An 11,921-nucleotide genomic window follows, 5' to 3' on the forward strand; every position below is an offset into this window, starting at 1 on the left:
CACCCCGTCATCAGAGGAGGACGTCTGCACGAGCCCTCGGGTTCCCAAGGGGGATGTGTCCCTCGGCGTCACCCCCGCCGTCACGGTCGCCGGACCGGAGGGCCTGACCCCGGTGGTACGGCAGGAGGAGGCGGAAGCGGCCGGCCTCGCGTACGACCACGTCGCCGGCTGGATCACCCTGCGCGTCGAATCCGTGCTCCACGAGGCCGGCCTGACCGCGGCGTTCGCGCGGGAACTCGCCGACGCCGGCCTGAGCCGCGACGTCGTGGCCGGCCACCACCACGACCACCTCTTCGTGGCGTACGAGCACGCCGATCGGCCGTCGCGGCCCTGGAGGACCTGGCCCGGCGCTCCGGCCGAGAAACCCGGCCGGGCCGGCGCCGGATCAGCGACGGAGACGGGTGCGGGCGATCAGCCACATCAGATACGGCGCGCCGACCGCCGCCGTGAGGACGCCCACCGGCAGTTCGACGGGGGAGAACAGCCTGCGGGCCAGCAGGTCGGCCACGACGACGATCGCGGCGCCGGTCAGGGCGGAGGAGAGCAGCGGGATCTGCGCGGTGCGGGTCAGCCGGTGCGCGATCTGCGGGGCGAGCAGCGCCACGAAGTCGACCGGGCCGGCGGCGCCCGTCGCCACCGACGCCAGCACCACACCGAGCGCGGTGAGACCCAGCCGCACGGGACCGAGCCGTACCCCCAGCGCGGTCGCCGTGCTGTCGTCCAGGGACACCATGCGCTGCGCGTGCGCCGCCCACAGCAACGCCGGGACCAGGACCGCGAGGACCAGCGCGAGCGGCGCGGCCTGGTCGTACCCCCGGCCGTTGAGCGAACCCGTCAGCCACACCTTGGCCTGCTGGGCCACCAGATAGTCGCCCTTGGTGAGGAACAACCGGGTCAGCGAGCCGAGCGCGATCGAGACACCGATCCCGACGAGGACGAAACGCGTGGCGTGCAGCCCGCCCCGCCAGGCGAAGACGTAGACGAGCGCGGCGGCCGCCAGCCCGCCCACGACCGACACGTACGGCAGGAGGCTGTACGACGTGATCCCGAAGGTCATCGCGGTCACCGTCGCCGCGCCCGCGCCGTGCGTGACGCCGATGACGTCCGGACTGGCCAGGGAGTTGCGGGCGACGGTCTGCACCAGCGCGCCGGAGACACCGAACGCGGCGCCTACCAGCAGCCCCGTCACCAGCCGGGGGAGACGCAGCGTGCCGACGACCAGTTCGTCGGGGCTCGGCTGCCCGAGCAGCACGCGCACGACCTCCGTGGGGGAGACGTACGACTCGCCGACGCACAGGGAGGCGACGACCGCCACCGCGAGCAGGGCGGCCAGCAGGACCGCCACGGCACCCGCCCGGCGGTGCAGCAGGAAGCTCCCGTTCCGCACCCGGACGACGGTGTAGCCGGCCGGGCGAAGACGCAGTGGGGCCGGGACGGTTCGCTCCAGGGGCTGGGTCATGCCGGCACCGTCGCCTTCCTCCGTACCAGCGCGACCAGGAACGGCACGCCGAGCAACGCGGTCATCACGGCCACCGGCACTTCCGAGGGCGGGAAGACGACCCGGCCGAGCACGTCCGACACCAGGATCACCACGGGACCCAGCAGCGCGGAGAGGGCGAGCACCCACCGGTGGTCGGCACCCACCAGCGCCCGCGCGATGTGCGGAACGGCCAGCCCGGTGAACGCGATCGGACCGGCCACCGCGACGGCGACCCCGGTCAGCACGGTCGCGGCGAGCGCGCCGACGGCCCGCAGCAGCGCGACCCGGTGTCCGAGCCCCCGTGCCACGTCGTCGCCGAGGGCCAGGGCGTCCAGACCTCGCGCCACCACGGCGACCAGCAACAGGCCCACCAGGACGAACGGCCAGGTCTGTGCGACGACTTCGCCGCTTCGGCCGGCGATCGAACCGACGTCCCAGAACCGGAACTCGTCCAGGGCGCGGGCGTCGGTCGTGACGATCGCGGAGACCACGGAGGCGATGAACGCGTTCATCGCCGCCCCGGCCAGCGCCAGTTTCACCGGCGATGCCCCGCCGCGTCCGCTGCCCGCCACCGCGTAGGCGGCGACGGCTGCGAGCCCCGCCCCGGCGAACGCGAACCAGACATAGCCGGCCGGCGAGTGCACCCCGAGGAAGGCGATGGCGCAGACGACGCCCAGCGAGGCGCCCTGGCTGACGCCGAGGACACCGGGCTCGGCGATCGGGTTGCGGGTGATGCCCTGCATGACCACCCCGGCGACCGCGAGAGCGAGCCCCACCAGCACGCCGATGACCGTGCGGGGGACCCGCAGCGCGCGTACGACCTGCGCGTTGTCACTGCCGCCGCCGTGCAGCAGGGCGTCGAACACCTGGGCCGGTGGGATCTGCCGACTGCCGAGAGCGAGGCTCAGCAGGACGGCGAGGAACAGCAGGAGCACGCCCGCGAGCGTCCAGGCGACACGACGCCGGGTGGCACGGGACATGCGGTTCCTTCTGCTGTTTCGCCGGTGTTTCGCTTGCTTCCTCGCCCGCCGGCGCGCGCCTACTTGGTGAGGTACCGCTCCAGGTCCCCGAGGACCTCGTCGGCAGCGGTGACACCCAGACCCAGGTACCAGGTCTCGTCCGGAACGTCGTACGCGTGCCCGGCCTTGACCGCCTTCAGGTTCTTCCACAGCGGGTTGCCCTGCGCGCGGGACTTGTCGGTGGCCTTCGCGTCGCCGTACACGCCGGTGAAGATGTAGTCGGCGTCGGCCTGGTCGATGTTCTCGGCGCTGACCTCGGCGGCCAGGTCCTCGATGTCCTGGTTCTTCGGGCGCGGGATGCCGGCGTCCTTGAGGATGGTGCCGATGAACGAGGCGTTCGCGTAGAGGCGGATCACCCCGTCGGGCAGGTAACGCACCATCGACACGGTCGGCTTGTTCGCGCCCAGCTTGGCGTCGAGTCCGTCGACCTTCTTGTCGTACGCGGCGAGCTTCGCCTCGGCCTCGGCGGTCTTGTCCAGGGCCGCGGCGTTGAGGAGGTAGTTCTCCTTCCAGGTGAAGCCCGGGCGGATGGAGAAGACGGTGGGCGCGATCTGCGACAGCTCGTCGTACTTGTCCGCGGCGCGCAGCTGGCTGCCGAGGATCAGGTCCGGCTCGAGGCCGGCGATCGCCTCCAGGTTGAGGTTGTTGATGGTGCCGACGTTCTTCGGGGTGCCGGCGTCCTTCTTCAGATAGGAAGGCAGTTCGGGCGAGCCCTCGGTGGGGGCGAGGCCGACCGGCTCGATGCCGAGCGAGACGACGTTGTCGAGCTCGCCGACGTCCAGGACCACGACCCGCTTGGGCTGGGACTTCAGGACGGTCTCGCCCATGGCGTGCTCGATGGTGCGCGGCCACTGGCCCGGCTTCGCGTCCGTGCCCATCTCCGCGGTCTTCTTCGCGGCGGACGCGAAGTCCTTGCCGCCCTTGGCCACGTCCTTCTTGTTGCCCGCGCCGGCCGCGGAACCGGAGCTGTCCGCGCCGTCGTCGGAGCCGCCGCAGGCCGCGAGGGACAGTGCGGCGATGACGGCAAGAGCGACGGCGGCTGTGCCGCGGCGCCGGTGAAGCATGACAGGGCTCCCTTGTGGTGCACAGTGGTCAGCCGTTAGGCCAGCCTCACCTTATCCAGGACTTCTCCCTGTCTCGTACACCGTGGCTGTGTGGTTCCTGTCACGGTCCTGTGTGCGGACGTGTGCCCTCCCCGGCGCCCTGACCTGCCAGAACGCCGAGGAGGTGCAAGGAGGTGCTGGGCCTGCGTCAGGCCGGCGAGCAGGCCGACTCGTTCAGCGTGAAGGCCGCGGGGCTCGGGTTCGTGCTGCCCTTCGTGGCCGTGAAGCCCAGGGTGACCGAGCCCGCCGGGGCGATCGTCGCCGTGTACGACGCGGAGGTGACGATCACGTCGGCGCCGCTCTGGGTCGCGGTGCCGCCCCACAGGTTGCTGACGCGCTGACTGTCCGGGAAGGTCCAGCGCAGCGTCCAGCCGTTGATCGCCGTGCTGCCGGTGTTGCGGATGACGACCTCGCCCTGGAAGCCGCCGGGCCACTCGTTCGAGACCCGGTACGCCACCGCGCACGAGGCCGACGACCCACCGGACGACGTGGTCACCGCCACCGTGCCGGAGCGCTGGGAGCGGTTGCCGGCGGCGTCGCGGGCGTAGACGGCGAAGGTGTAGGAGGTCTCCGGGGCGAGGCCGGTCACGGTGGCCGAGGTGCGGGTCGTCGTGGTGGCCGCGGTCTCGGTCCCGTCGGCGACGCGGACGACGTCGTAGCCGGTGACGCCGTTCGCGTCGGTGGCCGCGGCCCAGTTCAGGGTGACGGACGAGGACGTCACGGCGGAGGCCGTCGGCGTCCCGGGCGCGGTCGGGGCAGTGGTGTCACCGCCTGACGAGGAGTAGACGTCGGCCTCCTCGGACGTTGCGGCGATGCCGTTCGCGCCATGGAAGATGCGCTGGCCCCAGGAGCTGAGCCGCGTCGGGTCGAAGCCGATCGACAGATCGAGGATCGGGTCGGTGTTGCCGCTCCAGGACCAGGCCAGATAACCGAGCCGGAGCTGCTGGGCTGCGGCCATCATGGTGTCCTCGTCCGGGTCGCCGTACTGGTCGGGCGGGCCTCCGAACTCGCCGATGAGGAGCGGGAGTCCGGCGTTCACGAAAGCGTTCAGATAGTCCGTGATCTCCTGTGCCGTGTCGTAGACGCTGTACATGTGGATCGAGAAGATCAGGTTGCCGGTGGGGTCGGCGTCGTAGACGGACTGGGCGTTGGCGCGCATGACGCCCTGCCAGTCCTGGCCCCAGTTGGGCGCGTCCACCATGATCGTGTGGGCGAACCCGGCGTCGCGCAGCTTCTTCACCGCCGCGATCGTGGGCTCGGTCCAGCCGGCGGGGTTGGTGTTGCCCCAGGGCTCGTTGCCGATGTTGACGATGACGTAGTCCTCTTCGCCGGCGAGCACGTCCTTCAGACCGATCCAGTAGTCGGCCGCGTGGTCGAGCGTCCCGGCCGCGGCCTCCTCTCCGTAGCCGGTGGTGTCGTGCACCTCCAGCACGCAGATCAGCCGGTTGGCCTTGCACTGCGCGATGACGGCGGCCACGTCCTCGGGACTGTTCCTGGTCCAGCGGTGGCCGTCGGAGAGGACCACGCGGACGGTGTTGGCGCCCAGCGCCTTGACGTCGGCCAGCGACTGGGTCTCGCCCGGGTACCAGGTGTGGGCGTGGTTGACGCCCCGCATCACGAAGTCGTTCCCGGACGCCTCCAGCAGGCGGCCGTTCTGGATGTGCAGGCCGGTGGCGGCGGCCTGGGCGGGCGGGGCGAAGGAGAGCAGGGGGACGAGCAGGCCCAGGACGGCGGCCACGACCGCGGCCATTCGTCGGGCGGTCCGTGTGGCGGTTCGTGGGGTGATGCCGGTGCGGGATCTCATGGCGGCTCCGTGGGGTGAGAGGGGATGACGGTGCGTCAGGAGGACGCGGCGCGCGCCGTGCAGGTGACAGTCGCCGTCGGGGCGCCGCCCGTTGCCGGGGTACTGGCGACGAATCCGAAGCTCGCGCTCGCGCCGGGTGCCAACGTGCCGTTCCACGCCGCGTTGGCGATGGTGGCGGTGCCGTCGGCGCCGGTGCCGAGGGTGCCGTTCCATACCTGGGTGAGGCGGGCCCCGTCCGCCGGGACGACCGTCGCGGTCCAGCCCGAGACGGAGGAGGCGGACGTGTTGGTCACCGTCACCTCGCCCTGGTAACCGCCCTGCCAGGAGGAGACGGCACGGAAGGAAGCGGTGCAGGCGGGCGGGTCGCCCGGGTCGCCCGGGTCGCCCGGGTCGCCCGGATCGCCGGGGTCTCCGGGATCCCCCGGACCCGCGTCGAGCAGAGTGGCCAGCGCCGGATACCACCGAGCGGCGATCTTCTCGTCGCCGGAGGCGCTCGGATGCACTCCGTCATAGGTGTCGACGGCCGTGTCGAAGCCCGTCCACTGGTCGACCACGGTGACCGGGGAACGGGCGGTGCTCGTGGCCCTGGCCCAGTCCGGGATCCGCGCGTTGAAGTAGACGACCCGCTGGGCGCAGGCCGCGCACTGGCTCGGATTCATGGGGATGAGCCGCGCGACCAGGACCTTCATGTCCGGATTGCTCGCCCGCATCTGTTCCACCAGCTTGCTGTAGGCGGCGAGGATGCGATCGGGAGCGATGGAGCTCCACACGTCGTTCGTGCCGAAGTGCATGACAACGATGTCCGGGAGTGTGGCGGCCAGCCGCCCCGGCAGCAGGTTCTGGTCGGCCACATTGGTCACCAACTCGCCGCCGTGGCCCTCGTTGTCACCGTCGTGCGCCTGCGCGCAGCCCTGGTGGCTGAGTGTGCCGACGAAGTCGACGTCCGTGTGTCCGGCGCTCTGCAGCCGGTTCCAGAGCAGCGCCCGCCAGCAGCCGGGCGAGCCGGTGATCGAGTCGCCCAGCGGCATGACGCGGACGGGGGCGGCCGCTTCCGTCGGAGCGGCAGCCGCTGCCGCCCGGGGCGCGAGCGACAGGCCTACGGGCATCGACAAGGCGGCCAGCAGGGCGAGCAGCGGAATGATCCGCGAGGGTAAGTGGCGGGTGCCGCGCATGGTGTTCCCTTCCATGTTCCCTTCCCTGGCGCATCTGTCAGCGCGCTCCGCGCGGGGTGGGAGCGCTCCCATGAAACATCAAGCCATTGTTGTCATTAACGCGTCAAGAGGCAGGAGGCAGGACTGAGATGCTGTCAGTCCGAACACGGTCCGTCCGAGGAGGCGTCCATGTCCGAGCCGTCCGTCCTTGCCGCGCTGGTGTCCGCGTTGCGAGGTGGATCGATCGAAGTCGTCGACCTGACCTCGCCCCTGTCGTCCTCGACACCGGTGATCCAACTGCCGCCCCGGTTCGGGCAGAGCGCCGTCTTCGAACTGGAAGAGATAAGCCGCTACGACGACCGGGGACCCGCCTGGTACTGGAACAACTTCCGCAGCGGCGAGCACACCGGCACCCACTTCGACGCCCCGAACCACTGGGTCACCGGCAAGGACCTCGCCGACGTGGCCTCGGTGCCGGCCGGGAGACTGATCGCACCGGCGGCGGTGCTGGACTTCAGCGCCGAGGCCGCCAAGGACCCCGACTTCCTGGTCGAGGTCGACCACGTCAAGGCCTGGGAAGCGGACAACGGCCCCTTGCCCGAGGGCGGTTGGCTGCTGCTGCGCACCGGCTGGGACGCCCGCTCGCACGATCAGCAGGCCTTCCTCAACGCCGACGAGAACGGCCCGCACACCCCCGGTCTGTCCGCGGAGTGCGCCCGCTGGGTGGCCGAGGAGTCGCCGGTGGTCGGCCTGGGTGTGGAGACGGTGGGCACGGACGCCGGGGGCGCGCACTCCTTCGAGCCCGTCTATCCCTGCCACTCCTACCTCATGGGCAGTGACAAGTACGGCCTGACGCAGCTCCAGAACCTGGGCGCGCTGCCGCCGACCGGCTCCGTCGTCATCGCCGGACCGCTGCCCATCGTCACCGGCTCCGGGGCTCCGGCCCGGGTACTGGCGCTGGTGGAGCGGGGCCGCTCATGAAGGTCGCGGAAGCGGTCGGCCGGGCGCTGTGCGCGGCCGGGATCGACCAGGTCTTCGGGGTCGTCGGATCGGGCAACTTCCACGTCACGAACGCCATGGTCGCCGCGGGGGCGCGGTTCGTCGCCGCACGCCACGAGGGCGGTGCGGCGACGATGGCCGACGCCTACGCCCGGACCAGCGGCACGGTCGCGGCGGTGAGCGTGCACCAGGGGCCGGGTCTGACGAACGCCATGACCGGGATCGCGGAGGCTGCCAAGAGCCGTACGCCGCTGGTCGTGCTCGCGGCCGAGGTGACCGAACCGCGCTCCAACTTCTACGTCGACCAAGAGGCGTTGGCCCATGCGGTGGGCGCGGTTCCGGTGCGGGTCACATCGGCGGAGGAAGCGGTCGAGCAGGCGTGCGTGGCGGTCGGGCTGGCGGTGCGGGAACGGCGCACCGTGCTGCTCAATCTCCCCCTGCCGGTGCAGGCGCTGGAGGTGCCCGACGGCGCCCTGGCGCACGCCGCACCGCTGCCGCAACGGGTCGCGGTCGAGCCGGACGCGGACGTGGTGGCCGAGCTGTCCCGGTTGCTCGGGCAGGCCCGGCGGCCCGTCTTCGTGGCCGGCCGGGGAGCGCGCGGGGCTAACTGCCGTGAGGCGCTGGAGGCACTCGCCGAGCTGCACGGCGCGCTCCTGGCCACGTCGGCCGTCGCCCACGGCCTCTTCCACGGCAACCCGTGGTCCCTGGGTATCTCCGGCGGCTTCGCCTCACCCCTGGCCTGCGAACTGATCCAGGGCGCCGACCTGATCGTCGGCTGGGGCTGCGCCCTCAACATGTGGACCATGCGGCACGGCCATCTGATCGGCGCCGACGCCACCGTCGTACAGGTCGACGACGACCCGTCGGCACTCGGCGCCCACCGACCGGTCCACCTCGGTGTCACCGGCGACGTCCGGCTCACCGCGCGCCGGGTGTCCCAGGCGGCTGATCAACCGCGGCAGGGCTACCGGATACCGCAGATCGGGGCCGCCCTCGCGGCTCGCGTCCGTATGCGGGACGTGCCGTACGAGGACACGAGCACGCGGGAGCGGATCGACCCGAGGACCTTGAGCATCGCGCTCGACGACATACTGCCCGCGGAGCGGGTGGTCGGCGTGGACTCCGGGAACTTCATGGGCTACCCGAGCGCGTATCTGTCGGTGCCGGACGAGCAGGGCTTCTGCTTCACGCAGGCGTTCCAGTCGATCGGGCTGGGGCTCGCGACCACGATCGGCGCGGCACTGGCCCAGCCGGACCGGCTGCCCGTCGCGGCGCTCGGGGACGGCGGCGCGCTGATGGGCGCCGTGGAGCTGGACACCGTACGGCGGCTCGGGCTGCCCATGGTGGTCGTCGTGTACGACGACGAGGCGTACGGCGCCGAGGTGCACCACTTCGGTCCCGACGGGCATCCGCTCGACACGGTGCGCTTCCCGCCGACGGATATCGCCGCCGTGGGGCGGGGCCATGGCTTCGAGGCGGTGACCGTGCGGACGACGGCCGATCTGAAGGCCGTGGCGGACTGGGTCGCCGGTCCGCGGTCCGCGCCGTTGCTCATCGACGCCAAGGTGGTCGCCGATCACGGGTCCTGGTGGCTGGAGGAGGCGTTCCGCGGCCACTGAGGAGGGGGAGCCGAACGCCGACCCGGCTGTCGGCACCGCATTGCCGGCAGACGGGTCGGCGTTGGCCGGGCGGGATCAGACCGCCGGTGCCGGGAAGGTCGGGTACTCCACCCCGGAGACGTGCTGGACGACGCGGATGACCTGGCAGGAGTAGCCGAACTCGTTGTCGTACCAGAGGTAGAGGATCGCGTTGTCGCCCTCCACCTTCAGCGCGCCGGCGTCCACGATCGAGGCGTGACGCGAGCCGATGAAGTCGCTGGAGACCGCGTCGGGCGCCGTGATGAAGTCGATCTGGCGGCGCAGCGGCGAGGTCAGCGACACGTCGCGCAGGTAGTCGAGGACCTCCTCGCGGGTGGTCTCGCGGGCCAGCTGGAGGTTGAGGATCGCGATCGAGACGTCCGGCACCGGGACGCGGATCGAGCTGCCGGTGATCCGGGCCTTGAGGTCGGGCAGGGCCTTGGCGACGGCCGAGGCGGCGCCGGTCTCGGTGATGACCATGTTCAGCGGCGCGCTACGGCCGCGGCGCTCGGACTTGTGGTAGTTGTCCAGCAGGTTCTGGTCGTTGGTGAACGAGTGGACGGTCTCCACGTGACCGCGCAGGACGCCGTACTCGTCCTCCATCGCCTTCAGCGGCGGGACTATGGCGTTCGTGGTGCAGGACGCGCAGGACAGGATCTGCTCGTCCGGCTTGACGGTGTCGTGGTTGACGCCGTGCACGATGTTCGGGACGTCGCCCTTGCCCGGCGCGGTCAGGACGACCTTGTCGATGCCGGGGCGCAGGTGCGTGGACAGGCCCTCGCGGTCGCGCCACTTGCCGGTGTTGTCGATCAGGATGGCGTTCTTGATGCCGTACGCCGTGTAGTCGACCTCGCTCGGGTCGCCCGCGTAGATCACCTTGATCGCATTGCCGTTGGCGTTGATCGTGCTGTTGGCCTCGTCGACCGTGATCGTGCCCTGGAACTGGCCGTGGATGGAGTCACGGCGCAGCAGCGAGGCGCGCTTGACGATGTCCTGGTCGCCGCCGCCGCGGACCACGATGGCACGCAGCCGCAGGCCGTTGCCGGAGCCGGACTTCTCGATCAGCAAGCGGGCCACGAGGCGGCCGATGCGGCCGAAGCCGTACAGGACGACGTCGCGTCCCTCGCCGCCCTCGATCTTGTTGGCGCCGGTGGCCCCGGCGACCGCCTCGGCGGTGAACGCCTCCACGGACAGACCGCGGTCGTCGCTCTTGTACGTCGCGGCCAGCATGCCGATGTCGATCTGCGAGGGGCCGAGGTCCAGCGCGGTGAGCGCCTTCAGGAACGGCAGCGTCTCGGTGACCGAGAGCTCCTCACCGGCGATCTGCCGGGCGAACCGGTGCGTCTTCAGGATGCTGACCACCGACTTGTTCACCAAGGAGCGGCTGTGGAGGAGGACGGTGACGTCCCGCTCCCGGTGCAGCTTCCCGATGAGCGGGATCATCGACTCCGCGATCTCCTCGCGGATCTTCCAGTTGGTGAACGAGTCGTCGTTGACAGTCACGGGCCTATCTTTCGAGCTAGGTGGCGCTCATATGCTAACCATGCGGTGCGACGGGCCTTCGCAGGGGGGTCACACGTGGGGCTAGATGTACGGTATTGAGGTTTTTGCCTGGCATATCGAACGGGGGAGTGAGCGGTGGAGCTGGAGCTGCGCCATCTGCGGGTGCTGTGCGCGGTCGCCGACGCGGGGAGCGTGGGCCGGGCCGCGGCGGACCTCGGGTACTCGCAGCCCGCCGTGAGCACCCAACTCCGGCGCATCGAGGGGCACTTCGGCGAGCCGCTGTTCGAGCGCGGGCCGACCGGGGTGCGGCCCACGTCGTACGGCGTCGAGGTGGTCGCCCAGGCCCGTGACGTCCTGGCCCGTGCCGCCGCGATCGGACGCCGCCCGGGCCCCGGCGCGACCTCGGAGCGGCGGACCCTCCGGGTGGCGGCGACGAACTCGCCGATGCTCGTGGGCATGATGACGGGGCTGCGGGCCCGGCTGCCGGACGTCTCGCTCGCGGTGAGCAGCGTGTACGCCTCCTCGCGGATCGTCGAACTGCTGGAGGAGGGCTCGGTGGACGCGGCCATCGCCGCGGACTACCCCGGCAGGGAGCTGGAGCACTCGGACGCGGTGGCCCATCGCGGGATCGTCACCGAGCCGAACTTCGTGGCGCTGCCCGCCCGCCACCCCCTCGCGCACCGTGCCCAGATCGGCCTCGCGGAGCTGGCCGAGGAGGCCTGGTTCCTGACGCCGGACGACGGGGCCGGATGGCCCGGCGTCTTCCACACGGCCTGCGCGGCGGCCGGCTTCACCCCCTGCGCGGTGCACGAATTCCTGGGCGACCGGCAGGAGTTGCAGGGGATGATCGCCGACGGCCTCGGCGTGGCCGTCGTCCAGGCGACGACGCGACCCATCCCGCAAGTCGTCGTCAAACCGCTGATCGGTACGCCGCTGTGGTGCCGTTACGTGCTGGCCTGGCGGCGTGCTGCCGTCACCGGAGCGACGGCCGACGCGCTGGCGCAGTCCGCCACCGCCGCGTACCGCGAACTCGTCGGCCAGTCACCGCACTTGAGGACATGGGCGGCCCGTACCTGGAACGTGAGCGGGGCGTAGTCGGAGCCTGGCCGCGTCCCGGGCGCGGGCGGGCGGGAACGTTATGCCCGAGCAGCGCAAGGTGCTATGTCACACGGCATTGTTGGGGCGTTCGAGCGCTGAGACAGTCCACACACGCCTCAGCACCCCT

General features: G+C 71.3%; 10 protein-coding genes. 3 read left to right on the top strand and 7 right to left on the bottom strand.

Annotated elements, in window-relative coordinates; genetic code table 11:
• Nucleotides 1-10: 10 nt before the first annotated feature.
• The 6 genes from ACZ4UU_RS30470 to ACZ4UU_RS30495 form a co-directional block, all read right to left on the bottom strand.
• Complete coding sequence (locus tag ACZ4UU_RS30470; RefSeq protein ID WP_471906594.1) at nucleotides 11-310, bottom strand: hypothetical protein; 300 nt, start codon at nucleotides 308-310, stop codon at nucleotides 11-13.
• A 75-nt stretch (nucleotides 311-385) separates the two neighbouring features.
• Entirely contained in the window at nucleotides 386-1,459 is a 1,074-nt protein-coding gene (locus tag ACZ4UU_RS30475; protein ID WP_471906595.1) for a FecCD family ABC transporter permease, read from the bottom strand.
• Complete coding sequence (locus tag ACZ4UU_RS30480; protein WP_471906596.1) at nucleotides 1,456-2,460, bottom strand: FecCD family ABC transporter permease; 1,005 nt, start codon at nucleotides 2,458-2,460, stop codon at nucleotides 1,456-1,458. Before ACZ4UU_RS30480 ends, ACZ4UU_RS30475 begins: the two co-directional genes overlap by 4 nt.
• Nucleotides 2,461-2,519: 59 nt before the next feature.
• Entirely contained in the window at nucleotides 2,520-3,563 is a 1,044-nt protein-coding gene (locus tag ACZ4UU_RS30485; protein WP_471906597.1) for an ABC transporter substrate-binding protein, read from the bottom strand.
• A 187-nt stretch (nucleotides 3,564-3,750) separates the two neighbouring features.
• Nucleotides 3,751-5,406 carry a cellulase family glycosylhydrolase gene (locus tag ACZ4UU_RS30490; RefSeq protein WP_471906598.1) on the bottom strand — a complete coding sequence of 552 codons (1,656 nt, stop codon included), beginning with the start codon at nucleotides 5,404-5,406 and terminating at the stop codon, nucleotides 3,751-3,753.
• 35 nt (nucleotides 5,407-5,441) lie between these two features.
• Complete coding sequence (locus tag ACZ4UU_RS30495) at nucleotides 5,442-6,578, bottom strand: GDSL-type esterase/lipase family protein (protein ID WP_471906814.1); 1,137 nt, start codon at nucleotides 6,576-6,578, stop codon at nucleotides 5,442-5,444.
• A 168-nt stretch (nucleotides 6,579-6,746) separates the two neighbouring features.
• On the opposite strand from ACZ4UU_RS30495, the gene ACZ4UU_RS30500 reads away from it, so the two are divergent.
• Entirely contained in the window at nucleotides 6,747-7,538 is a 792-nt protein-coding gene (locus ACZ4UU_RS30500; RefSeq protein ID WP_471906599.1) for a cyclase family protein, read from the top strand.
• Nucleotides 7,535-9,175 (top strand): thiamine pyrophosphate-binding protein, encoded by a 1,641-nt coding sequence (locus ACZ4UU_RS30505; RefSeq protein WP_471906600.1) that lies wholly within the window; start codon nucleotides 7,535-7,537, stop codon nucleotides 9,173-9,175. The genes ACZ4UU_RS30500 and ACZ4UU_RS30505 overlap by 4 nt, the downstream gene beginning before the upstream one ends.
• A 75-nt stretch (nucleotides 9,176-9,250) precedes the next feature.
• Here the strand turns inward: ACZ4UU_RS30505 and ACZ4UU_RS30510 are convergent, their stop codons facing one another.
• Nucleotides 9,251-10,696, bottom strand: a complete 1,446-nt coding sequence (locus tag ACZ4UU_RS30510; RefSeq protein WP_471906601.1) for a glyceraldehyde-3-phosphate dehydrogenase — start codon at nucleotides 10,694-10,696, stop codon at nucleotides 9,251-9,253.
• Between the two features lie 135 nt (nucleotides 10,697-10,831).
• Between ACZ4UU_RS30510 and ACZ4UU_RS30515 the strand changes: the two genes are divergently transcribed.
• On the top strand, nucleotides 10,832-11,791 hold the full coding sequence (locus ACZ4UU_RS30515; protein ID WP_471906602.1) for a LysR family transcriptional regulator: 960 nt from the start codon (nucleotides 10,832-10,834) through the stop codon (nucleotides 11,789-11,791).
• Nucleotides 11,792-11,921 lie beyond the last annotated feature (130 nt).

The sequence above is a fragment of the Streptomyces sp. NPDC028907 genome (assembly GCF_055564995.1).